Source organism: Micrococcus sp. TCR-5 (assembly GCF_052220525.1).
Taxonomy (GTDB): domain Bacteria; phylum Actinomycetota; class Actinomycetes; order Actinomycetales; family Micrococcaceae; genus Micrococcus; species Micrococcus luteus.
Map to the genome: position 1 here is coordinate 1 of NZ_JBQPDO010000012.1, position 21,949 is coordinate 21,949.

The 21,949-nt window shown below is 70.4% G+C and carries 22 protein-coding genes; 11 read left to right on the plus strand and 11 right to left on the minus strand.

Going from position 1 to position 21,949, the window contains the following annotated elements; genetic code table 11:
- Positions 1-85 precede the first annotated feature (85 nt).
- From ACTSKS_RS07865 to rfbA, 5 genes are all read right to left on the minus strand, one after another.
- Positions 86-1,528 (minus strand): IS30 family transposase, encoded by a 1,443-nt coding sequence (locus ACTSKS_RS07865; RefSeq protein ID WP_425271280.1) that lies wholly within the window; start codon positions 1,526-1,528, stop codon positions 86-88.
- Complete coding sequence (locus tag ACTSKS_RS07870; RefSeq protein WP_442927436.1) at positions 1,494-2,201, minus strand: IS3 family transposase; 708 nt, start codon at positions 2,199-2,201, stop codon at positions 1,494-1,496. Before ACTSKS_RS07870 ends, ACTSKS_RS07865 begins: the two co-directional genes overlap by 35 nt.
- Positions 2,198-2,512: a transposase gene (locus ACTSKS_RS07875; protein WP_010080025.1), complete on the minus strand. Its 315-nt coding sequence runs from the start codon at positions 2,510-2,512 to the stop codon at positions 2,198-2,200. The genes ACTSKS_RS07870 and ACTSKS_RS07875 overlap by 4 nt, the downstream gene beginning before the upstream one ends.
- Before the next feature lie 357 nt (positions 2,513-2,869).
- On the minus strand, positions 2,870-4,132 hold the full coding sequence (locus ACTSKS_RS07880; RefSeq protein WP_323663047.1) for a glycosyltransferase family 4 protein: 1,263 nt from the start codon (positions 4,130-4,132) through the stop codon (positions 2,870-2,872).
- Positions 4,129-4,998: a glucose-1-phosphate thymidylyltransferase RfbA gene (rfbA, locus tag ACTSKS_RS07885; protein ID WP_442927437.1), complete on the minus strand. Its 870-nt coding sequence runs from the start codon at positions 4,996-4,998 to the stop codon at positions 4,129-4,131. Before rfbA ends, ACTSKS_RS07880 begins: the two co-directional genes overlap by 4 nt.
- A 74-nt stretch (positions 4,999-5,072) precedes the next feature.
- On the opposite strand from rfbA, the gene ACTSKS_RS07890 reads away from it, so the two are divergent.
- From ACTSKS_RS07890 to galE, 3 genes are all read left to right on the plus strand, one after another.
- Positions 5,073-5,456 (plus strand): glycosyltransferase family 2 protein, encoded by a 384-nt coding sequence (locus tag ACTSKS_RS07890; protein ID WP_323663045.1) that lies wholly within the window; start codon positions 5,073-5,075, stop codon positions 5,454-5,456.
- Positions 5,457-5,595: 139 nt separating this feature from the next.
- Complete coding sequence (locus ACTSKS_RS07895) at positions 5,596-7,038, plus strand: glycosyltransferase family 2 protein (protein ID WP_442927438.1); 1,443 nt, start codon at positions 5,596-5,598, stop codon at positions 7,036-7,038.
- Positions 7,035-8,003 carry a UDP-glucose 4-epimerase GalE gene (gene galE / locus ACTSKS_RS07900; protein WP_323663043.1) on the plus strand — a complete coding sequence of 323 codons (969 nt, stop codon included), beginning with the start codon at positions 7,035-7,037 and terminating at the stop codon, positions 8,001-8,003. Before ACTSKS_RS07895 ends, galE begins: the two co-directional genes overlap by 4 nt.
- A gap of 3 nt (positions 8,004-8,006) precedes the next feature.
- Here galE and ACTSKS_RS07905 read toward each other — a convergent pair whose 3' ends face one another.
- Both ACTSKS_RS07905 and ACTSKS_RS07910 read right to left on the minus strand, forming a co-directional pair.
- Positions 8,007-8,945, minus strand: coding sequence for a glycosyltransferase family 2 protein (locus ACTSKS_RS07905; RefSeq protein WP_323663042.1), 939 nt, complete (start codon positions 8,943-8,945; stop codon positions 8,007-8,009).
- Positions 8,946-9,029: 84 nt separating this feature from the next.
- The gene (locus ACTSKS_RS07910; RefSeq protein WP_323663041.1) at positions 9,030-10,019 is read right to left on the minus strand and encodes a hypothetical protein; all 990 of its coding nucleotides are present in this window, start codon (positions 10,017-10,019) and stop codon (positions 9,030-9,032) included.
- Between the two features lie 121 nt (positions 10,020-10,140).
- On the opposite strand from ACTSKS_RS07910, the gene ACTSKS_RS07915 reads away from it, so the two are divergent.
- The gene (locus tag ACTSKS_RS07915) at positions 10,141-10,977 is read left to right on the plus strand and encodes an alpha-1,2-fucosyltransferase (RefSeq protein ID WP_323663040.1); all 837 of its coding nucleotides are present in this window, start codon (positions 10,141-10,143) and stop codon (positions 10,975-10,977) included.
- Here the strand turns inward: ACTSKS_RS07915 and ACTSKS_RS07920 are convergent.
- Complete coding sequence (locus ACTSKS_RS07920) at positions 10,929-11,930, minus strand: glycosyltransferase family 2 protein (RefSeq protein WP_323663039.1); 1,002 nt, start codon at positions 11,928-11,930, stop codon at positions 10,929-10,931. The two genes, ACTSKS_RS07915 and ACTSKS_RS07920, sit on opposite strands and share 49 nt — an antisense overlap.
- Before the next feature lie 273 nt (positions 11,931-12,203).
- Here ACTSKS_RS07920 and ACTSKS_RS07925 point away from each other — a divergent pair, with 273 nt between their 5' ends.
- From ACTSKS_RS07925 to ACTSKS_RS07940, 4 genes are all read left to right on the plus strand, one after another.
- Entirely contained in the window at positions 12,204-12,854 is a 651-nt protein-coding gene (locus tag ACTSKS_RS07925; RefSeq protein ID WP_442927439.1) for an alpha-1,2-fucosyltransferase, read from the plus strand.
- 43 nt (positions 12,855-12,897) lie between these two features.
- A complete protein-coding gene (rfbB, locus tag ACTSKS_RS07930) occupies positions 12,898-13,893 on the plus strand; it encodes a dTDP-glucose 4,6-dehydratase (RefSeq protein ID WP_323663037.1) in 996 nt (331 codons plus the stop codon).
- A gap of 13 nt (positions 13,894-13,906) precedes the next feature.
- A complete protein-coding gene (locus ACTSKS_RS07935) occupies positions 13,907-15,340 on the plus strand; it encodes a sugar nucleotide-binding protein (RefSeq protein ID WP_442927440.1) in 1,434 nt (477 codons plus the stop codon).
- A gap of 95 nt (positions 15,341-15,435) precedes the next feature.
- A complete protein-coding gene (locus tag ACTSKS_RS07940) occupies positions 15,436-16,191 on the plus strand; it encodes a hypothetical protein (protein ID WP_442927441.1) in 756 nt (251 codons plus the stop codon).
- A 169-nt stretch (positions 16,192-16,360) separates the two neighbouring features.
- On the opposite strand, the gene ACTSKS_RS07945 is transcribed toward ACTSKS_RS07940, so the two are convergent.
- A complete protein-coding gene (locus ACTSKS_RS07945) occupies positions 16,361-17,767 on the minus strand; it encodes a polysaccharide biosynthesis tyrosine autokinase (protein WP_442927442.1) in 1,407 nt (468 codons plus the stop codon).
- A gap of 316 nt (positions 17,768-18,083) precedes the next feature.
- Between ACTSKS_RS07945 and ACTSKS_RS07950 the strand changes: the two genes are divergently transcribed.
- The 3 genes from ACTSKS_RS07950 to pth all read left to right on the plus strand — a co-directional run bounded on the left by ACTSKS_RS07950 (position 18,084) and on the right by pth (position 20,639).
- Positions 18,084-19,247, plus strand: coding sequence for an O-antigen ligase family protein (locus ACTSKS_RS07950; protein WP_233263250.1), 1,164 nt, complete (start codon positions 18,084-18,086; stop codon positions 19,245-19,247).
- A gap of 185 nt (positions 19,248-19,432) precedes the next feature.
- Positions 19,433-20,056 (plus strand): 50S ribosomal protein L25/general stress protein Ctc, encoded by a 624-nt coding sequence (locus ACTSKS_RS07955; RefSeq protein WP_036317372.1) that lies wholly within the window; start codon positions 19,433-19,435, stop codon positions 20,054-20,056.
- 7 nt (positions 20,057-20,063) lie between these two features.
- Entirely contained in the window at positions 20,064-20,639 is a 576-nt protein-coding gene (gene pth / locus ACTSKS_RS07960; protein WP_442927443.1) for an aminoacyl-tRNA hydrolase, read from the plus strand.
- A 47-nt stretch (positions 20,640-20,686) separates the two neighbouring features.
- Here pth and ACTSKS_RS07965 read toward each other — a convergent pair whose 3' ends face one another.
- Positions 20,687-21,262: an arsenate-mycothiol transferase ArsC gene (locus ACTSKS_RS07965; RefSeq protein ID WP_144825361.1), complete on the minus strand. Its 576-nt coding sequence runs from the start codon at positions 21,260-21,262 to the stop codon at positions 20,687-20,689.
- Positions 21,263-21,345: 83 nt separating this feature from the next.
- The gene (locus ACTSKS_RS07970) at positions 21,346-21,873 is read right to left on the minus strand and encodes a DUF2505 domain-containing protein (RefSeq protein ID WP_145950476.1); all 528 of its coding nucleotides are present in this window, start codon (positions 21,871-21,873) and stop codon (positions 21,346-21,348) included.
- Positions 21,874-21,949: the final 76 nt, after the last annotated feature.

Consider the following 21,949-nt stretch of genomic DNA (forward strand, 5'->3'; position numbering starts at 1 on the left):
AGAGTCGCCCACGGTTCCGACCGAGGCGCTCACCCCGGCGGTGATGAGCGCGTCCGAGTAGGCCAGGCTGACGTACTGGGCGGGTTCAACCGGTCGTTGCAACACCGTGCGTTGAGAGCGAGCGTAGCTGCTCGGCGAAGACCTCCGCGGGAGTCTTCCAGTCCAGGACCTTCCTGGGCCTGTTGTTCAGCGTGTACGCGACTGCTGCGAGGTCCTCGGCCGACCATCTCGACAGGTCCGTGCCCTTGGGGAAGTACTGCCGCAGCACCCCGTTCGTGTTCTCGTTCGTCGGCCGCTGCCACGGCGAGTGGGGGTCAGCGAAGAACACCTTCGTGCCCGTGGCCATCGTGAACTGGACATGCCCGGCCAGCTCCTTGCCCCGATCCCACGTCAAGCTCTGACGCAGCTGCTCCGGCACCGTCGCCATCGCCTTGATCAGGGCCGCGGTCATCGCCTCAGCCCCGTACCCACCCAGCGACGGCCCGTTCTTCACCGGCGGCCGCTCACCCCATCCCTCCAGGCGGGGCAAGTGGACCAGGATCGTGGCCCGGCTCTTGCGCTCGGCCAGAGTCCCGATCGCTGAACGCTCGGTCCCGATGATCAGGTCCCCTTCCCAGTGCCCGGGCACAGCACGATCAGCGGCCTCGGGTGGGCGCTTGCTGAACACCACGTCCTCGGTGACGTGGCCCTGGGGCTTGTTCCGGGTACGTGCCCGCGGCTCGCGCAGAGCCCGCCCGGTACGCAGGCACGCGACGAGTTCACGCTTGAGCGCCCCACGCCCCTGGATGAACAGGGACTGATAGATCGCTTCATGAGAGATCCGCATGGACACATCATCCGGGAACTCCAGGCGCAGCCGGTGGCTGATCTGCTCAGGGCTCCACGCCGTGGACCACCGCCGGTCCGCCCGGCGCGGTTTCATCTTCCGCCCCTTGAAACCGGGCCCGACCGGTCCCGGCACGGCCACGCCATCGGGGCCCAGGACCACCCCGTTCAGGCGTGCCTGGACGTAGTCGTGCAGTCGCTGGTTCGTGGCCAGCTTCGCCGGCTTGGGCCGCCTGGCAGCTTCCTGGGCCTTCCACTGCGCCACCGTGGCCCGGTACTCCTGCTTCCCGGAACGAGTGGCGCAGTTACGGCGCAGCTCACGGCTGATCGTGCCGGGATCACGTCCCAGCGTGCGTGCGATCTGACGGACCCCGTGGCCCTGGGCATGGAGGATTGCGATCTCTTCACGCTCAGCGAAGGACAGATACCGGCCGGTGGGCTCGGCTAAGGACAGCGGGGTCATCCCGCCAGCGTGACGGAACCAGCGCGCCCCGACGGGCCAGGACACGCCCACAGTCAGGGATGCCTCGACCGTGGTGACACCGGTGGCGATCACACGCCAGAACTGGCGTTGGACCTCCCGTGAGGGCTGCGGCCTGCCAGGAGAGCGCATCGGGGCCCGCAAGGCCCGATCCGCTCTCCACTGCCGACGTGTCCCCTCGGGCACGTCACTGATCTTCCTCGCCCAGTCCTTGCTTGCCATCGCCCATACCTCCAGTGATTCCGAGAGGGTGTTGCGACGACCGATTGAATCCACCCTGGGCGCCTCGGTCCGAGTGGTGGATCAGGCCCTGCCGCCCGCGGGTAGCGCCGGTGGAGACCAGCGCGTGCTCCAGGGCCAGCAGGGGCAGGCCTGCGGTGTGCAGGCTGCCCGAGACCGCCCATCCCACGACGCGCCGGGAGTACACGTCGGTGATGAAAGCGACATAGCAGAACCCCGAGATCGTGCGCACGTAGGTGATGTCAGCGACCCAGAGCTGATGCGGGCCATCCGCGGTGAACTGCCGCTCCACCAAGTCAGGGCGGGTATCCGGCTCGCCAGTGGGCTTCGTGGTGACCGGCTTGCGGCCCCGCCGCACTCCCTGCAGACCGGCGGCCCGCATGAGCCGGGCGACCTGGTCCCGGCCGATCTGCCAGCCGGCCCGGACCATCGCGTGGTGCATCTTCCGGACCCCGTAGACGCTGTAGTTCTCCGCGTGGATCCGCCGGAATTCCTCGATGAGGATCGCATCTCGCAGCGCCCGCGCGGAGGTGGGCCGTGTCTTCGCGGCACGGTAGGCCCGGGAGGTGATGAACCCACACGCTGTCGCACTAAGGGTGCGGCAGATGGCCTCGACCCCGAAACGATCGCGGTGTTCGTCGATGAACGCGATCATCTCGTCGTGGGGCGGTCGAGTTCCCTGGCGAAAAAAGCCGAGGCGGCCTTGAGGATCTCGTTCGCCCGCCGGGCCTCGGCAAGCTCTCGCTTGAGCCTGCGGATCTCTTCGGCCGGACTCTCGCCAGCAGGCACTGGTGCTACCTCGTGGCCGTGGCGATGGCACCACATCCGCAGCGTCTCTTCACCGACTCCGACCTGCGGGGCGATGGCTCGGATGGAATGCGAACGAGGCCCTCCCTGCGTGGCTTGGCGTTCCAGGACCATCCTGATCGCGCGCTCACGCAGCTCGGGGCTGAACTTCTTGGGCATGTTCCGATTCTCCTTCAGTTGGATCGGAACGAAACCCAGTGCGCTTCACGCCGTCCGGCGTATGACACGTACGCGGCAGGGCAGTTCGATGGGCTCCCAGACGCTGCTGGGGACGAATGGTGGGATCCGACCGAGGCGCTTTCCTCACCGGGCAAGCTCCGTCGTGACGGAGTCCACCTCACCGGACGCGGCTATGAAGCGACGCGGGAGCGAATCGCCACTCTCACAGACGTGCCCCGTTCGCTGGCGTTCGGGCACTGACGCAGACGGTCGTACTCGACGCGGCGCATGCCGGGCGCGTTGGAGTGAGGGCCGCCTGTGCGCGGATGCGCACGTGGTAGTCGATACAGCTATCGCTCAAGATGCCGCGGTTGCCGCGCGGGGGCGGGCGTGGGGGATGGCGGTGATGTCGCGCGCGGAGAAGAGGTCGAGCCACACGTCCGCGACGATCGAGGGCTCGAAGTCCGCGCCGACGCGCCCGCAGGCCTCGACCAGCCCGGCGAGCCGGTCCGGGCTGTCCAGGAGGGCCTGGAGGGCGTCCGCGATCTTGGAGGGATCGGCGCTGGGGAGTGGGACACCACATTGATAAAGGATGTCCGACAGCCCGGCGGACACAGGCCGGCCAGCAGTCGGGACGCCGCAGCGCAGGGCCTCGACCGTCGACATCGAGAGGCCCTCGAAGTCGGAGGCGACGAGGTGCAGCGTTGCGCCCGTGAATACGGCCGCCGGGTCGTCTGACCAGCCGCAGAAGCGGATGCGGTCCCGGTGGGTCGACTCGTCGGCCAGGCGGGCGAGGGCCTCCTCCTGGTTCCCGGTGCCCCAAATCTCGAGCACGATGTCGGGCACGTCCGCCGCGAGGGCGTCGAACGCCCGGATCGCCAGATCAACGCGCTTCTCGGCAGACAGACGTCCGAAGGAGACGATCCGCCTCCTGCCGTCTGCGTCCTCCCGCGGCGCGGCCGCGGGTACGGTGCCGCTCGGGTTCGGGATGGCGCCCACGGGCACGCCCTGCGTGTCGGCGATCGGCTGCATGTAGGACGGGTGGAGGGCCACCACGGCATCGACCACGTCGAGGGCCGGGAAGGGGACGTCCCAACCCATCTGCTCCAGGCCCTCCGGACTGGTGTGGACGTGGGCCACAAGGAACGGGGCGTCCGCCTCGGGCCGGACGTGGCTGGCCTCGCTGAGGCAGGTCAGCGTGTCGGGGTTCGCGAAGACGATCGCCGTGTCCCCGCCGAACCGCGCGAGGTGCCGGCGGAGGCGCCGGGACCGCCACCGCCGCCACAGCGGGGTGAGAACCGTCTTGACCGCCAGCTTCGCCCCGAGCGGTCCCGGGTGGTCCGCCGCCAGGGGATGGTCCGCGGTCCAGTGCCGGAACCGGTCGACCTCGAACACCGGCCCAGGGACGCGCGGCGCTCCGGAGGGCGGGTGGATCGACAGGTAGGAGACCGTCAGGCCCCGCCGTACGAACTCGGCCGCCAGCTCGTCGACGACCGTCGTGATGCCCCCGGCCAGGGCCGTGGAGCGGCAGGCGAAGACGACGTGCCGGACGCTCGCGCCGTCGGACGGCTCGGGAACGGTCTCCGGCCGGCCCCGCCCGGCCCGGTCCTGCGCGCTCACCGCCCGGACTCGAGCAGCTCCAGGAGGTACCGTCCGTACCCCGACTTCACGAGCGGCTCGGCGCGCTCGCGCAGCTCGTCGTCGGTGAGAAGGCCCTCACGCCAGGCGACCTCCTCGGGGGAGCCGACCTTGAGGCCCTGACGGGACTCGATGGTGCGGATGAAGGCGGACGCGTCGTTCAGGTCATGGAAGGTGCCGGTGTCCAGCCATGCGGTGCCCCGGGGGAGGACCTCCACGTTGAGGGTGCCGCGTTCCAGATAGGTGCGGTTCACGTCGGTGATCTCCAGCTCGCCGCGCGCCGACGGCTTGAGGCTCTTCGCGATCTCGACGACGTCGTTGTCGTAGAAATACAGGCCCGGCACCGCATAGTTGCTCTTCGGCTCCGCGGGCTTCTCCTCCAGTGAGATGGCCTTGCCGGCGTCGTCGAACTCCACCACGCCGTAGGCGCTGGGGTCCACCACCCAGTAGCCGAACACGGTGGCACCGTCGACCTGGGCGTGACGGCGCAGCTGCTGGCCCATGCCGGGGCCGTAGAAGATGTTGTCCCCCAAGACGAGCGCGACATGCTCGTCGCCGATGTGGTCCTCTCCCAGGATGAACGCCTGTGCCAGGCCGTCGGGGGAGGGCTGCTGGACGTAGCTGAGCGAGATCCCGAACTGGGAGCCGTCGCCCAGGAGCCGCTGGAACTGTTCCGCGTCGTGCGGGGTGGTGATCACCAGAATGTCGCTGATTCCGGCCAGGATGAGCGTGGACAGCGGGTAGTAGATCATCGGCTTGTCGTAGACGGGCACGAGCTGCTTCGAGATGGCATGGGTGATGGGATGCAGGCGGGAGCCGGTGCCGCCGGCGAGGATGATGCCTTTCATACGCGACTTCGACGTCCCTTCAACGCTCGGTGAGTGCGTGTCTACCGGGCACCCTACCGGGATAGGATCGAGATGTGAGCCAGACAAGCGCGCTGCCAGAAATCAGCGTGATCATCCCCGCGTTCAACGCAGAGCGCTTCCTCCTTCTGCAGTTGGAGGCCCTGGATGCCCAGAGCGGAGCTCCTTCCTACGAGGTCGTCGTCGTGGACAACGCCTCCACCGACGGAACTGCCTCCGTGGTCCACCGGCTGGCTCGGGAGGTCTCATACCCATTGCGTCTGGTGAGCGCACCCGAGCACCAAGGCCCGGGATTCGCACGAAATGTGGGGGCGGCGCATGCTCACGCGGATCTCCTCATGTTCGCCGACGCCGACGATGTGGTGTCCCGGTGGTGGGTGCGCAACGGCGCTCGGGCCTTCGAATCCTGGACCTCTGGTCCGGCGGCGCACCGTTCATGACCGATGAGCAGATGCGCGAGGGCGTCGAAGGCGCCCGGCGCGCCTTCGATGACAGCGATGAATGGCATGCGCCGGTGCCAGGGGATCTCCGGAACGCGTTTCCCGTGCTGATGGGGGGGGGGGGGGGGGAGACTTCGGTGTGACGCGGGAGGTGTTCGAACGGGTCGGTGGATTCGATCACTCCCTGGGAGCCGTCTATGAAGACAACGACTTCGGCGTGCGAGCGCACCTCAAGGGCATCCGCGTGGACGAGGCCGCAGCCGTCCGGATCGCTTACCGAGGCAAGTGGGACATGCGGTTCCGGACCCGCCTGGTTCGCCAATCGGCCAAGGCTCACAGCCTCGTCACCACTCGATACGAGCTCGGGCGGCAGTCCCATTTCCCCAACCCGTGGGTGGAATTCGTACGAACGGGGGCCAGCGCTGCCCTGATGACCCTCGGCTGCAAGACTCCGGACTGGGAAGGGGTGCGGCTTCGCGCGCAGACCGCGGCCGGAGCTGCGGCGGGTCGTGTGGAGTACCGGTGGATGAGACGCGGCCCCCAACCGCAGATCGGGCTGGGCTACAGGCGAGCTGATTCGTCTCCGTTCCCACAGGCAGACGCGGCAGGGGCCCGGGAGAACAGCGAAGAGGTCCTCGCGGCCAGCGTGGTCATCCCGGCCCGCAATGCTGAGGGGCGGATCGCCGAGCAGCTCGATTCTCTCGCCGCCCAGTGTGACGCCCCGCTCTTCGAGGTCGTCGTGGCCGACAATGGCAGCTCCGACCGGACCGCGCAGATCGCCCTCTCTCACCCGGCACCGTTCCAGGTCCGGGTTGTCGACGCATCCGGTGTCCCCAGCGCATCGCACGCGAGGAATGTCGGGGCACGTCTGGCCCGAGGCCCTGTGGTGTTGTTCTGCGACGCCAATGGCTTTGTCGGCGATCGTTGGGTGGGTGAGCTCTACCGGGCCGTCACCTCGGGGCCTCAGCTGGTCGCCCGCGGCGTCCTGGAGCACAGTCGATTCAATGATGTGGACGTCTTGGCGGCCTATCGGATTGACCCGGCACAGGATCTCCACGACACCGAGGACACCCCTCGAATAGAGGCGGCCTCCGACGGATTCGCCGGCTACCTTGCGACGGTCCCGGGCAACAACTTTGCCATCCGCCGAGATGACTACCTCGAACTCGGCGGCATGGATCCCGCGTATCCCGGTGGGTCGGAGGAGACCGACTTCGTCTGGCGGGCTCAGGAAGCTGGTTTCGCCGTCGTTCAGGCTGCCGGTGCGGTCGTGTACTACCGCCTTCGGACGACTCCTGCCGCGATTTTCCGGCAGCAACGAAACCAACAGCGTGGTCGCATGTATCTGTGGACGCGGTACCGAGACCGGGGAATGAGCGGCCCCAGCGTGAAGGCGTCGGTCTCCGCGATTTCGCGACACATGCCGATGTGGCCGTTCCTTCGGCGCGACCGCGGGCGGGCCCTCGCCTGGGCGTACACCGTCGGTGCCCACGTCGGGGCGCTCGAGGGCATGGCGCGCTACCGCCGCCCGGCCCTCCTCCGCACCCGACGTCCCGGCTCCGACGGCGGGACCGTGGCATGACCTGGGTGGTGACCGGCGGGGCCGGGTACATCGGCGCTCACGTGGTCCGGGCCCTCAGTGATGAGGGTCTGTCGGTGGCGGTGGTGGACGACCTGTCCACCGGGCATGCACATGTCGTGCCCGCCCGCGTGCCGTTCCTCCAGGCCGACATCCTGGAGACGGATCGTCTCGCCGAGTTCCTCCGGGACCATGACGCCACGGGGGTCATCCACGTGGCCGGCTACAAGTTCGCGGGCGAATCCGTGCGGATGCCTCTCCACACCTACCGCGTCAACGTCCAGGGCACGATGAGCGTCCTGGAAGCGATGGACCGTGCCGGTATTCGCCGCCTTGTGTTCTCCTCGTCCGCGGCCGTCTACGGCACGCCACATGATGACCGGGTCACCGAGGCCACCCCCACCGCCCCGGAGTCCCCCTACGGGGAGAGCAAGCTGATCGGGGAGTGGCTGCTCGCGGACCAGGGCCGGGCCACGGGACTGAGGCACACGAGCCTGCGCTACTTCAACGTGGTCGGCTCCGCGGATCTGGCGCTGCCCGACATGAGCCCCCACAACCTCTTCCCGCTCGTGTTCCGCGCCCTGGACCGCGGCGAGCGCCCGCGGCTGTTCGGCACCGACCACCCCACGCCGGACGGCACGTGCGTGCGGGACTACGTCCACGTGGCCGACGTCGCCAGGGCCCATGTGACCGCCGCCCGGGCGCTCGCGAAGGGCCGCGCCCTGGCCCCGGTCTACAACCTCGGCTCCGGGGCCGGCACGTCAGTCCGGCAGATCATGGAGGCCGTCGGCCGGGTCACCGGGCGCGACGTCGACCCGGTCGTGGAGCCGCGCCGTCCCGGGGACCCCGCGCGCATCGTGGCGGACGGCTCCCTGGCCGCGCGCGACCTCGGGTGGGAGAACCGCCACACGGTCGAGGACATGGTCCGCTCCGCGTGGGAGGCCCGGCGGCCGCCCGAGACGCGCTGAGGCTCAGACCTCGTCCCAGCGGGTTGGGGCGTCCGCGCGCAGCGGGCGCAGCGTGCCGCGCGGGTACCAGGCCGCGTCCGTGAGCGGCTGCCCGGCCAGGAGGGCCTCCCAGGCGGCGCGCAGGGCGTCGTCGTCGAGGGCCCCGAGCCGGAGCCAGTGGTACGCCTTGTCCTCGGAGGTGTCGGCGAGCGCGATCGCCTGCGCGCCGGTGCGGCTCTTGCGGGCGAACTGCTCGAAGGAGCGCCACGGCAGGTGCAGGATCCGCAGGCCCTCCGCGCGGACGCCCGGACGCAGGACCTCGTGGTTGCCCATCTCGAGGACGGCCCCGGAGCGCGGGCGGAACGCGACCTTGACGTCGAAGTGCGCGGTCGTGTCCAGCATCGGGCCGGAGCCGTCCGCCGCCGGGAACGCGTTGTGCATGACGGCGCGCAGCACGGGTGCGTCGGTGCGGGCCAGGGCCTCGGCGAGCGTGCCCTCGGCGCCGAACCAGAGCTCGTCCGCATCGAACGGGACCACCCACGTGGCGCCGGCGGCGGAGGCCAGGTCGGCCAACCGGGTCATCTTGGCCGACTGCACGTAGGCCGGCTCCCGGTCCGCGCCGACGACGAGCCCCGGGATCTCCCCGGCCAGCCGGCGCAGGATGCCCGGCGTCGCGTCCTTCGACCCGTTGTCCACGACGACGATGTGCGGGATCCCCTGCTCCGCGAGGTGGCGCACGGAGCGCTCGATCACGTCCGCCTCGTCGCGGACCATCGCGACGGCGCACGGGCCGGACATCGCCGGCAGCTCCGGCAGGTCGAACCCGGCCGAGGCGAGGGCGTACTCGCGGGCGAACCGCTCCGATCCGCGGACGGCGGCCGCCTGGCGGACCACCTCCCGGGCCCGGCGAAGGAGGAACAGGCGGTGCTTGGCCTGGCGGGCGAGGCCGAGGGGGGAGGGCATCGGGTCTCCTGTCGGGTGCGGCGGGGAGGGCGGTGTCGGGGCGGGCCGGAGGGTCAGACGGGTGCGGTCCGGGGCGGACGACGTTCAGCCCAGGGCGGCCAGCTCCGCGTCGAGGGTCGGGGGGAGGGGCCAACCCATCGCGGTGCAGAGCCGCTGCAGGCGCAGCCGCCAGTCCAGCTCCCGGCGGGCCCGGCGCCGCTGCTCGGCGGCCCGCTCCGGCGTCCAGGCGGCGGCGGCCTCCGCGAGCACGGGCCAGGCCTCGGCGCGGGAGTCGGGCGAGACCTCGAGCGTGGCCTCCGGCCACAGGAGCGTGGCCGCGGACCGCGGGGCGACGCCGGCCACACGGCATCCCGCCGCGAGGGCGTCCGTCCACCGGCCCGTGAGGTAGTCGCGGGTCGGGTGCGTGTACGGCGCAGGGCTGACGAGGTTGGAGAACGCGAGGACGAGGCGCGCCTGCGCCAGCGCGGTGCGGACGGCCTCCTGGTTCTGCAGCGGATCGGGCGCCGACGGCGGCCGGCCCCGGAACACGAGGCCGTGGTCCTGCGCCTCGCGGGCGGTGCGGGCGTCGTCGTCCCAGGCTTCCGGCTGGCGGCCCAGACGCAGCAGGTCGACCGGGCGGGGGCCGTCGTCGGCGGCGACGGCGAGGGTGTCCGAACCCCACGGCAGCGCGTCCACGGGGCGGCCGGTCAGCGCGCTCCACTCATCGACGAGGTCCGGGTCCGTCACGAACAGTCGGTCGAAGTGGGGCCGGTGCCGGGCGATCCCGGCGATCCGGTCGGTCCAGAACGAGTCGACGATCCAGGCCGCCGTGGACTCGTGCCCGGGCCACCACAGGTCCCGGCGCGCGGCCAGGGCGAGGGCGGCGGGGTTGCCGGCGAGCACCAGGAGGCGGCGCCCGCGGGCCCGCCGGCCGCGCGGCAGGAGCACGGACGCGCGCTGGGCCCACGAGGCGGCGCCGCGGTCCTCGACCTCGACCAGTCGGCCGTCGAGCAGGCGGGCGGCCAGGCGCGCGAGGACGTCGACGGGACCCCAGCCGCTGCCGCCGGGACGGACGTAGAGGACGTCGATGGTCATACGGCCAGCCTAGGCGTCGCGCGATCCAGTCGGGGGCGAGGTCCTCGCCAGTACGCTGAGGTCGAGTACGTCTGTTGTGGCGGCGGAATTGAGGAGGCCACCCATGCGAAGCCTGATGAGGATGAGGACGCCCCAGGACATTGCTGCCGGCGTGCTGGCCACGGTGCGCCGCGCCGACCCTCCAGTGATCTGGGGGGCAGAGCCGATGAACGGTGGCAATTTCCTCTACCTGTGGGCCACGGCCTGGGCGCGCCGCCGGGAAACGGGACGTCCGTGGCTGGTGCGCTACAAGCCCACGATGGAGCCGTGGTTGACAGAGTTCCCCGCCCTCAGGGATCTCACGGTGCGGGAAGACGATGTGTCCTTCCGGCAAGAGCGCACGGTCGAGTGGGGCCAGCAGACCTACCAGGACTGGTTCTTTCGTGACCTCCTGGACTTCACGCGCGAGAGGTTGTTGACGAGCAACGGATTTCAGGCGCGTCTGAAGCAGGTAGACCGCGGGGCCGTCGTCGTGAACGTGCGCCGGGGTGACTACTACTCCGATCCGGTGCACCGGGCCAACTACGGGTTCGACATCCCCGGCTACGTCCGCGCCGCCGTCTCCCGCGTTCCCGAGGCAGACCTCGAGCGGATCGTCCTGGTCTCGGACGACGTCGACTGGTGCCAACGGAACCTCGGATTCCTGGCCGACCACGCCTCCGTGCACACCCTCCCCGGACCGCACGACATGTTCGACGACCTGGCGCAGATCGCTGGGGGGCGCCACCTGATCCTGGCGAACTCCACGTTCTCCTACTGGGGCGGCTACCTCTCCAGTGCGCTGCCGCCGCAGGTGCGCGCCCGGTCAGTCCAGGCCCCGCTGCACTTCACCCGGCTCTACGCCCGCGGTGAATCGCCCCTGCTGCTGCCTCAGTGGCGGGCGATCCCGGACGACGAGTTCGACCCCTCTGACGCCTGAGCCTCCTGCTCAAGGCCCAGGCCGACAGATGACGGCGCCCGCCGACCCAGGAGACGCCGGTGCACCCACCCTTGGGTCAGGCCCCAGGCGGTCGCGGCGCGGTCGGCGGCCCCGGCCCAGTCCCGCCTCTTCGCGCCCAGCGCCATGGCCGCGAGGGCGCCTCCGGCTCTGGCCAGCTCGGCGACTGGTGGCCGGCGCAGCTCGGCGGCCTGTGTCCATGCCTCACGCGCCGAGGTGGCCTCCACCAGGGCCCGTCCGGCGAGTCGACGCACGCGCACCCGGTCCCGCAGGGCGGAGGGACGGGCGTAGATGATGGACATCCCTCCGGCATCCACCACCGGGACCCCGGCCCGGTCGAGCCGGTAGGCGAGGTCGTTGTCCTCTCCGCCCAAGGTTAGGGCCGCGTCGAAGCCGCGCACCGCGAGGAGTGCGCCCCGGCGCGCGGCGAAGTTCCCTCCCATGAGCGCCGGCCCGAGGGAACCGCGTCCGGCCGGGCGCACGGGGGCTGCGATTGTCCGCTCCTCCAGCACTGCGCGTCGCTCCGCAGGGTCCAGCTTCGCCATCTCGATGTCGTCCATCACCACGATGCCGCCTGTCACCACGGGGTGATCCGCGAGGAGGTCGACGGCCAGGCGGCACCAGTCGGGGTGGACGAGGTCGTCATCGTCGCAGAAGGCGAGCAGGTCTGCCTGCGCCTCGGCGATGCCCCGGTTGCGGGCGTAGGCCGCGCCGCGGTGGTCGGTGGCGTCGATGACTCGGATGGTGACGTCGTTCGGGAGGATTCCGAGGTCCCGCACGCGGTCCGCCAGCCCCGGGTTGGCGCCGTTGTCACAGAGGAGGATCTCCCGGCGGGGGGCCGAACGCTGATGGATAAGTGACTCGAGCTGCCAGGTCAGCCCTACGCCACTGCGGTAACAGGGGATGACGACGGTGAGAGTGGGCTGTTGGTCCATGGCACACCTCTTTCCATGTGACGGGCGCGGTTGACGTCACCCTACGACTCCGCGGATGGCGAACACACCCAGATTGGGTGAAGGTACGATCAAGCTGTGGGGACAATCGGTATCGTCAAGTCGTCTGTTGCGAAGGTCGTCCGACGGGGGCGGCGCGTGGCGTGGACGCCGGAGTTCATGAGGCTGGGCAACCTCCTATACGTAGGCCTGTGGGCTTTTTCGGGCCGTGAGCGACGAGTTCTGCTTCACGCGTCCCGGCGTCAATCGGTCGAGATGTTCCCGATGCTCCGGAGATCTCTCTTCATCGAGCGGTCGGAGGTGCGGATGACAGATCGCCGCGAACTCCCGTGGCGGTCTGAATCGCGGAATCCCGACGTCGGTTTCGATCCGGGGGAGTTGGGCCCGTACATCCGCGAAATGCTTTTGCCGGAGTCGCCTGTGCTCCGCGCCCCGGAATGGGTACGTGGCGGGGATTTGGTGGTGAATGTCCGACGCGGAGACTACTTCGGAACACCCCACCAGTCCGAGTACGGCATGAACACGGTGGCCTACACCCTGCAGGCCGTCGAGGAGGCGATCGCGGAAGCCGGCACGCCGACTCGGTTGGTGATCGTCTCAGACGACCTGTTCTGGTGCGCGCAGAATCTCCGGCCCGTTCTGGATGACATCGCTCCGGTGAGTCTGATGGACGGCGGAGTGGTCGAAGACCTTCAAGCGCTCGTCCACGCTCCACGGCTCATCGTGCCGAATTCTACGTTCTCATATTGGGGCGGATACATCGGCGATGAGTTGCGACCGGGGCGTCAGGTGGTCGCGCCGATATTCTTTGGCCGAGGGATGAACGACGGTCGCGCTCATCAGCTTCGACCTCATTGGCATGTTGTGCGAGACATACCTGGCGGTTGGGCAGCAACCGGCCCGTGACCGGAGGTGAGGGGCAACAGGCAGGGATCGCTACCCTGGACCCATGCGCATCCTCGTCACCGGCGGCGCCGGTTTCATCGGCTCGAACTTCGTCCATCACCTCGTCCGCGAGACGGAGCACGACGTCGTCGTCCTGGACAAGCTGACCTACGCCGGCAACCGGGAGAACCTCGCCGGCCTGCCGGAGGACCGCGTCACTCTCGAGGTCGGGGACATCTGCGACGCGGCCCTGGTGGACCGCCTGGTCGCCGAGTCGGACGCCGTCGTGCACTACGCGGCGGAGTCCCACAACGACAATTCGCTGAACGATCCCTCGCCGTTCATCCAGACGAACATCGTCGGAACCTTCGTCCTCCTGGAGGCGGTGCGCAAGCACGGCAAGCGGTTCCACCACGTGTCCACGGACGAGGTCTACGGCGACCTCGAACTGGACGATCCGGCGAAGTTCACCGAGACCACCCCGTACAACCCCTCCAGTCCCTACTCGGCCTCGAAGGCCGGCTCGGACCACCTGGTGCGCGCGTGGGTCCGCTCCTTCGGCGTGCAGGCCACGCTGAGCAACTGCTCCAACAACTACGGCCCGTACCAGCACATCGAGAAGTTCATCCCGCGCCAGATCACCAACCTGATCGACGGCGTCCGCCCCCGCCTCTACGGCCAGGGCGTCAACGTCCGGGACTGGATCCACACGGAGGACCACTCCTCGGCCGTGCTGCGCATCCTCGAACGCGGCGAGATCGGCCGCACGTACCTGATCGGTTCGGACGGCGAGAGGAACAACAAGGAGATCGTGGAGATCCTCCTCGAGCTCTTCGACCGCCCCACGGACGACTACGACCTCGTCGCCGACCGCCCCGGCCACGACCTGCGCTACGCGATCGACAACACCGCCCTGCGCACCGAGCTCGGCTGGGAGCCGCAGTTCACGGACATCCGCGCCGGTCTGGCGGACACGGTCCGCTGGTACCGCGAGAACGAGGCCTGGTGGCGCCCGGCCAAGGCCGCCGTCGAGGCCACCTACCGCGCCCAGGGCCAGTGAGGGGGCACCGCTGATGCGCATCACCGAGACCGCCATCCCCGGCCTGCTCGTCCTCGACCTCGACGTCCACGGGGACAACCGCGGCTGGTTCAAGGAGAACTGGCAGCGGGAGAAGATCCGCGCCCTCGCCGCCGAGCACCCCCGCCTGGCCGCGCTCGCCCCGGTGCAGAACAACATCTCCTTCAACGACGCCGTCGGCACCACCCGCGGCATCCACGCCGAACCGTGGGACAAGTACGTGGCCGTCGCCCACGGCCGGATCTTCGGCGCCTGGGTGGACCTGCGCGAAGGGCCGTCCTTCGGCGCCGTCGCCACCGTGGAGCTCGGCCCGGAGAAGGCCGTCTTCGTGCCGCGCGGGGTGGGCAACTCCTACCAGACGCTCGAGCCGGACACGGCCTACACCTACCTGGTGAACGACCACTGGTCCGCCGACGCGCAGGGCCGGTACACGTTCCTCAACCTCGCGGACCCGACGGCGGCCATCGCCTGGCCCATCCCGCTCGAGGACGCCGAGCTCTCGGCCAAGGACCGCGCCCACCCGATGCTCGCGGACGTCACCCCCATGCCGCCCGCCCCGATCCTCGTGCTCGGCGCCGGCGGCCAGCTCGGCCGTGCCCTCGTGGCCCGCGCCGAGGCCGCGGGGATCCCGGTCGAGGCCCATGGCCGGGACACGTGGGACATGACCGATCCGGCGTCCTGGCCGCGGGAGCACTTCCGCGGCCTGCGCGCCGTGGTCAACGCGTCCGCCATGACCGCGGTGGACGCCGCCGAGACGCCCGAGGGGAGGGCCCAGGCGTGGGCCGTCAACGCGACCGCCGTCGCCGAGCTCGCGCGCCGCTGCACCGAGGCCGGCGTCCCCCTGGCGCACGTCTCCACGGACTACGTGTTCGACGGCGCCCTCCCCGTGGGGCAGGAGCACCCGGTGGACCACCCGCTCGCGCCGCTGGGCGTCTACGGCCAGTCGAAGGCCGCCGGCGAGGCCGCGGTGCGCACCGTGCCGCGGCACTGGATCGTGCGCACCTCCTGGGTGATCGGGGAGGGGAAGAACTTCGTGGCCACCATGGCCTCCCTCGCCGAGCGCGGGATCGACCCGGCCGTCGTCGCGGACCAGCACGGCCGCCTCACCTTCGCCGACGACCTCGCCGACGCCCTGCTGCACCTGGTCACCACGGACGCGCCCACGGGCACGTTCCACATGACCAACAGCGGCGACGTGGTCACCTGGCACGACGTCGCCCGGTGGGTCTTCGAGGACACCGGCCACGACGCCGGGCGCGTCTCCGCCACGACCACCGCCGCGTACATGGCCGGCAAGGAGGGCGTGGCCCCGCGGCCGACCAACAGCGCCCTCGACCTCGGACCCCTGGCCGCCGTCGGCTACACCGCCCCGGACCAGCGCGAACGGCTACGAGACCACCTGTCAGAAATGACGGGTGGCACACGCTGATACTCTTGCCCTGGACGTGTCTGCACAGCGGAAATACATCAGGCACACGTAGTCCTCCTGAATCAGGCACGCGTTGTCTCCCCGAAAGGCCCCTCATGACTGCTCGCTCCGCTTCCACCCCCGCGTCAGGCCCGGGCCGGCGCGCCGTCGCCACCGGTCTGGCCTGGTCCGTCCCCGCCGTCGCCATGGTCTCGGCGGCACCGTCCTTCGCCGCTTCGCTGCGCAAGGATCCCGGCATCAACGGCTGGGTGCTGAACTCGCCGACTAATCATGGCGGTTGCCGCTATTCTCTCGAGGTGAACTCGGCGCCCTCCAACCCGGGCACCACTCCCGACGGTGCGCCCTTCGGGCTCTACCTCTACGACGTCTCCAAGGACGCCAGCTACAGCAACGCCAAGCTCGTCTACTGGGTGCGCGGCAACCACGTGAAGCAGAACCCGATCACCTGGCAGACGGCCACGGGGCATTCCGCGAAGTGGGGGCGTCCTGAGACGGGTAGGCCGCAGACCAAGGCCGACGGTTTCGAGTACACCCCCTATACCTGGACGTACACCGGCACCATCAATCCGGCCAACGTCAAGAGTGACGGGCGGCTCTACCTCGAGACCTTCCATGTGAAGGCCGCCGAGTTCTCCATGTCGGAGAATTTCCGTTGCCTGCCCCTGGACTACTGGACGTACCGGGAGATCGTCGTGGACCCGGACGGGCCCACCGGGCCGCAGCAGCCGATGACACTCAGCTTCGAACGCCGCAACGGGCCGAGCGGACCCTACGTTCCCGGCGCTCAGGGGCGCATGGCGGTCACGCCGGACGCCGAAGCCACAGCAAATCTGCAGCAGCTGAGCAGCTGAACCGGGCCACCCGCCCCCGTCGTGCGGGTGGCGTCCTGCCGGGGTTGCCCAGGCGAGGGAGCGCGCGCCGTGATCGACGGGGCCGCAGCCAGCACTGGCCGGCGCGAACAGACGTAGTGGGGCCCCGCACCGGAAGGTGCGGGGCCCCAGCGCGTGAAGGGGACTGGCGTCAGCCCTTCTTCGCGCGTGCGGCCCGACGGGACTTCTTTCCGCCCTTGCCGGCCGCGCCGGTTCCCTTCAGGTACTTCTCGTGGGACTTGTGGTACGTGCTCTCGTACCCATAGCCATAGGAGTAGCCGCCGCCGCGCTGGGAGCGCGCGACGCCGTTCATGACGACGCCCAGCAGATGCGCGTCCACCGCGGCGAGATTCTCCACAGCCGCCTCCAGGTGGTCCTTGCGGGTCCGCCCCTGACGCACCACGAGCACCGTCCCGTCCACGGCCGTGGCCAGAAGGGAACCGTCCGTGACGGGCAGCAGGGGAGGGGAGTCGACGATGACGAAGAAGTCCTCCGACGCCAGCTTCAGCAGGGCCCGCATGCGCTTCGAGCCCAACAACTCTGACGGGTTCGGGGGCGTCCGGCCGGCGGGAAGCAGCGTGAGGTTCGGGATGCCGGTCGCCGCGAGGGCGTCGTCCGGCTGCACCTCACCGGCCAGCACCTCGGACAGGCCCACGTCGCCCGCCACCTGGAAGAGGTCGTGCTGCCGGGGCCGCCGCAGGTCGGCGTCCACCACGAGCACCCGTTCGCCGGCCAGGGCCAGGGCGCGGGCCAGGTTCGACGCGACCGTCGACTTGCCCTCGGAGGGGTCCGCGCTCGTGAACGAGACGACGCGCGGCGGCTCGTCGACGGAGACGAACTTGAGATTGGTGCGCAGCGCCCGGATGGCCTCGCCGGCCCGGGGGTCGAGGTCCACGGCCTCCTCGCCCGTGCGGGTCAGGGACGCGTTCTCCGGGACGGCCCCGATGACGCCGGCGCCGGTGATCTCCTTCACGTCGGCGCGGCTGCGCACCTTCACGTCCAGGAGACGACGGAGCACGGCGATGGCGAGTCCCGCACCCAGTCCGGCCACCGCGCCCAAGAGGACGTTGCGCCGGGTGTCAGGGCTCACGGGGGCAGAGGGCACGCGGGCATCGGACAGCGGCACGACCTCCAGCGGGCTGTTCTTGTCCACGTCCGCCGCCACGTCCGCCGTCGCCTGCAGTGCACTGTTCGCCAGCTGCGCGGCGGTCTCGGGATCGGTCGAGGTGGCGGTCACCTTGATCATGCTGGACTCGGGGACGAGCACCGCGGAGAGCGAGCCGTCGCCGTCCTGCCCCGTGTCCTGTGCCACGCGTTCACGCACGGCCTCGCTGTTGATCAGGGCGACGTAGGCCTGAGCCCGGCTCTCGGCGGGCAGGTTGCTGGTGATGAGGCTCTGATCTGCAGCCCGGGCGGCGAGGAACCCCTGAGATTCGGATGCGTAGATCCGGGGCTGCAGTGCGGAGTAGCCCCAACCCAACAGACCCCCCACAAGGGCTGCTGCCAGGAGCAGCAGGAGGTTGGCGCGCAGGAGGCGGAAGAAGTCGACGATCGTCACGGAGCACCTCGGGGGTCATGGACGGGGATGCGCGGGCCGTTGTGGCCAGGAAACGCACAGGTCCACGGTACCAACACCCGCCGTGCGGTCTGCCGGGCCCGAGGACGAGGCACGCCACCGCGCTACGCTGAGCCGAGTATCGCCCGGCGTCCACGAAAGGTTCCGCACCATGCGCTCGAGCACGCCCCGTGACCGGACGGCTGCCCGCGCTGTGAGGGCCGTGGTGCCACCCGAGGCCCGGCCTGCCAGGCGTCACGCCTCACTCGGCCTCGTCCCGGACGGTCAGGCCGCGTGGACCCGCTCTCCGTGGAACCCCTTGGTCACGCCGGCCTCACCGCGGCTGTTCGAGGCCGTGCTGGCCATCGGCCTGGTGATGGATGCGTTCACCGCTCCCGGCCTGCCGATCCCGTTCGCGGAGTTCTCCGCCATCCTTCTGCTGCTCCTCGCCTCATTCCGGCAGCCCCGCCGGGACCTCTCCCACTACGGCGTGCTGGCCCTCGTCGCACTGGCCCTGGTGGCGTATCTCGTCGCGGTGACCGTGCACAACGACCTCGACCCCACGCGTCGCGCCACGAGGATCACGCTCCTGATCCTGCTGATCTACGCCATCGCCAGCGAGAGGATCGACATCAAGGGCGTCCTCTACGGGATGACGGCCGGAGCACTGATCAACGTGCCCCTCTTCTACGCGGGCCTGGCCCCGGACACCTACGGCGGCTACCTCACCGGGTTCCTGGGGGACAAGAACGTCTCCGGCCTCTTCTATGCGCTCCTGCCCGTGCTGCTCGTGGCCACCATGCAGCGCATGGGCCCCAAGCTCCTCGTGCTGGGCGCCGGCTCCGCCCTGACGTTCCTCACCGGCTCGCGGACCTCGATGGCCGGTCTGCTCTGCGCCGTCGTGTGGATCCTCGTGAGCCCCTACCTGGGGCGGGTCCTCCGTATGGCACTCGCCGTCGTCATGGGCTGGTTCGTCAGCTGGGCCGAGGAGAACCTGGCCGACCTCGGCATCTTCGGAGACCGCACCGGCACGGACTGGTTCCGGGCCGAGATCCAGCAGGCGTCCGCGGAGAAGGTGGCCGACACCTCGTTCTTCGGCCAGGGCCTCTCCACAGCATTCGTGGAGCTGGACAACGTGTCCATGTTCTTCCACAACTCCTATCTGGGGCTGCTGGTGGAGGGCGGCTGGCCGTTCCTGATCGTGGTGGTGGGCGCCTACCTGTGGCTGTGCCTGCGGCCCTTCGCCCGGACGCACCGATCGCCGTCGCGGGTGGCCGTCGAGGCCGCCGCGGTCATCATCCTGGTCACCTCCCTTCAGCTCGGTGAGGTGTTCATCACGATCTTCGGTGCCATCGTGCTCGGCTGCGGCCTGCTGCTGAGCGCCCAGGAGGACGACGAATCCCACGGCGTGTCTGCGGGTGAGCGGGCTCACCGCCGCAAGCTGGACCGCATCGTGGAGCGGTCCCGGCGCGCAGGCGTCTGAGCCGGCCCGCCGGCGTCGGTGCTATCCTGTCCAGGTTGCCCAGGCGAGGGAGCGCGCGCTCCGTGATCGACGAGGCCGCCGCCGCGTGTCAGCATGCTGGCCCGCTGCGGCACTGAAGCCCCCTCCTGGCCGCATCCCGCGCCGCCCCCGGCTGCGCGGCCGAGACCCCCACAGGAGGACGCATCATGTCTGACCAGCTCAAGATCAAGGTCACCCGCCGCACCGACTTCGGCAAGGGTGCCGCCCGCCAGGCCCGCCGCGCCGGCCTGATCCCCGCCGTCGTCTACGGCCACGGCCAGGATCCCGTGCACCTGCTGCTGCCGGCCCAGGAGACCACCCTGGCCGTCCGCAACCCCAACGCCCTGCTCACCGTCGTGAGCGAGGCCGGCGAGGAGCACCTGGTCCTGCCCAAGGACATCCAGCGCCACGCCATCAAGGACACCGTGGAGCACCTGGACCTCATCGAGGTCCGCCGCGGCGAGAAGGTCATCGTCGAGGTCACCGTGCATGTCGAGGGCGAGGTCGCCCCCGGCAACGACTACGTGCTGGACTACGTCACCGTGCCGGTCGAGGCCGACGCCACCGACCTGCCCGAGGCCGTCACCATCTCCGTCGAGGGCCGCGAGGCCGGCGACCACGTGTACGCCCCGGACGTGCAGGTCCCCGCCGGCACCACCCTGCAGCTCGAGGACGACATCGTCATCGCCACCGTCAACGAGGTCGTCGAGCAGGACCTCGGCGACGAGTCCGTGCAGGAGGAGCAGGCCGCCGAGTCCGCCGAGGGCGAGTCCGAGGGCTCCGAGGACTGATCACGCCATGACGACGGGGACCCCGCTCATCGTCGGGCTCGGCAATCCCGGGCCCGAGTACGAGCGCACCCGTCACAACGTCGGCCAGATGGTGGCGGATGAGCTCGCCTCCCGCATGGGGGTCGGGTTCACCCGCCACCGGGCCGGCGCCGTGGTGGCCACGGGTCGCCTCGGCATCGGGGGACCGCGCGTCGTGCTCGCGAAGCCCACCGGCTACATGAACGTCTCTGGACGCCCCGTCTCCGCGCTGGCGTCCTTCTACGGGATCGGACCCGAGGACCTCGTGGTGGTCCACGACGAGCTGGACATCCCGTTCGACACCCTGCGCCTCAAGCGCGGCGGGGGAGAGGGCGGCCACAACGGCCTGAAGTCCATCACCGCCTCGCTCGGCACGAAGGACTACGCCCGCGTGCGCGTCGGCATCGGCCGCCCCCCGGGCCGCATGGACGTGGCTGACTTCGTGCTGCGCCCCTTCACCAAGCCCGAGCAGGACGTCCTGCCGCTGCACGTGGACCGCGCGGCGGACGCCGTCGAGAAGCTCGTCACGGACGGGCTCGAGGCCGCCCAGCAGGCGTTCCACTGAGCCTCCCGCCCCGGGCGGACGTCCTCGACGGGGGCTCAGCCCCACGCTCAGGGGGTCGGGCTCACGGCACGGGCCAGGGCATCCGCGATGGTCTCCAGTGCAGGATCCATGATCTGGATCATCTCCGCGTACCCCTCCACCGGCCCGCGGAACGGGTCCACGACGTCGAGGGGCTGGGCGGTCGACCGCGCGAGGGCCCGGTGGCGGGCCGCCTCCGCCGCGAACGCACGCACCCCGCGACCGGCGGGGATCCAGTCCCGCCCGTCCCGCTGGTCCATCGCGCGGACCAGCGCCGCGAGCTCCAGCACGGTGAACACCCGCGCGACGGCCTGCGGCACTTCTTGGAGTGCGAAGCGCATGTGCTCCTGAGCCGCGGCCAACACGAGATCTGCCTCCGCCACCATGAACGGTTGCAACGCGGCGGGACGGTGGCCTTCCAGCCCGGTGACGCCGGCCTCGGCGCCGAGCCGCACGAGCGGCGGCGGCACCGTCAGTGCCTGGTTCGGCTGGGAGCCGGCGCTGCCGACCTCCACCCGGCCGGGGGCCAGGACCGCCAGCCGGCCCTGCAGGGCCCGGCTCGCATAGGCCGAGCGGCACACGTTGCCGGTGCACACGATGAGCACGGCGTCCGGCGAGGGAAGGGCCCGGCGCCCCCGCCGGGCAGGCGGAGCCGAGCTCGACAGCGCCGGGCGACGGGAGAACGAGATCAACCGCGCGCGGCTCCGCCGTCACGCTCGAGCCACGAGGACAGCGCCCGGGCCTGGCGATTGACGACCTTGCCGACCATCGGCTCGGCCTTCGCGGCGAGCTTCGAGCCCACCAGCGGGATCCGGCAGACGAGGGTGCCGTCCACGGAGAACTGGGAACCCTCACCGGCGGCGGTCAGGCGGAGGGAGCCGTCCGCCGTCGCCTTGGCGGAGGGCACGGTGATGGTGGTGGTGCCGGTGCGGGAGCCGTCCGCGGCGGGCGCGTCCCACCGCTCCACCTGCTCCACCTGGAGGGCGGAGCCGATGAGCTTGCGGGCCATGTCCGGGACACGGTCCGGGATGCGGTCCGCGGGCAGGGAGCGCACGGCGGTGACGGTCATCGGGCCCTCCGGGGAACCCTCCACGGAGAACGAGACCAGGGAGCCGCCGAAGGACTCGACCACGGAACGGTGGAAGTCCTCGGACGCCAGGGCGGCTGCCACGGCCGACGGCGGGTGCGGGATGGGCTGCTGGGCGGAAAAGGCCACGGTGTCTCCTCGGGGTCAAGTCGGACCGCGCCCGGCGGGCCGTGAGAGGGCCGGCACCGGTTCGCCGACGGCGATG

Bases quoted from the DNA above. Each gene is read 5' to 3' on its own strand.
- ACTSKS_RS07925 (WP_442927439.1), top strand. From the start codon at position 12,204: ATGTTCCCGATGCTCCGGAGATCTCTCTTCATCGAGCGGTCGGAGGTG.
- ACTSKS_RS07910 (WP_323663041.1), bottom strand. From the start codon at position 10,019: ATGACCATCGACGTCCTCTACGTCCGTCCCGGCGGCAGCGGCTGGGGT.
- ACTSKS_RS07870 (WP_442927436.1), bottom strand. From the start codon at position 2,201: ATGATCGCGTTCATCGACGAACACCGCGATCGTTTCGGGGTCGAGGCC.
- ACTSKS_RS07955 (WP_036317372.1), top strand. From the start codon at position 19,433: ATGTCTGACCAGCTCAAGATCAAGGTCACCCGCCGCACCGACTTCGGC.
- ACTSKS_RS07875 (WP_010080025.1), bottom strand. From the start codon at position 2,512: ATGCCCAAGAAGTTCAGCCCCGAGCTGCGTGAGCGCGCGATCAGGATG.
- pth (WP_442927443.1), top strand. From the start codon at position 20,064: ATGACGACGGGGACCCCGCTCATCGTCGGGCTCGGCAATCCCGGGCCC.
- ACTSKS_RS07935 (WP_442927440.1), top strand. From the start codon at position 13,907: ATGCGCATCACCGAGACCGCCATCCCCGGCCTGCTCGTCCTCGACCTC.
- rfbA (WP_442927437.1), bottom strand. From the start codon at position 4,998: ATGAAAGGCATCATCCTCGCCGGCGGCACCGGCTCCCGCCTGCATCCC.
- galE (WP_323663043.1), top strand. From the start codon at position 7,035: ATGACCTGGGTGGTGACCGGCGGGGCCGGGTACATCGGCGCTCACGTG.
- ACTSKS_RS07915 (WP_323663040.1), top strand. From the start codon at position 10,141: ATGAGGACGCCCCAGGACATTGCTGCCGGCGTGCTGGCCACGGTGCGC.
- ACTSKS_RS07940 (WP_442927441.1), top strand. From the start codon at position 15,436: ATGACTGCTCGCTCCGCTTCCACCCCCGCGTCAGGCCCGGGCCGGCGC.
- ACTSKS_RS07920 (WP_323663039.1), bottom strand. From the start codon at position 11,930: ATGGACCAACAGCCCACTCTCACCGTCGTCATCCCCTGTTACCGCAGT.
- ACTSKS_RS07865 (WP_425271280.1), bottom strand. From the start codon at position 1,528: ATGGCAAGCAAGGACTGGGCGAGGAAGATCAGTGACGTGCCCGAGGGG.
- rfbB (WP_323663037.1), top strand. From the start codon at position 12,898: ATGCGCATCCTCGTCACCGGCGGCGCCGGTTTCATCGGCTCGAACTTC.
- ACTSKS_RS07905 (WP_323663042.1), bottom strand. From the start codon at position 8,945: ATGCCCTCCCCCCTCGGCCTCGCCCGCCAGGCCAAGCACCGCCTGTTC.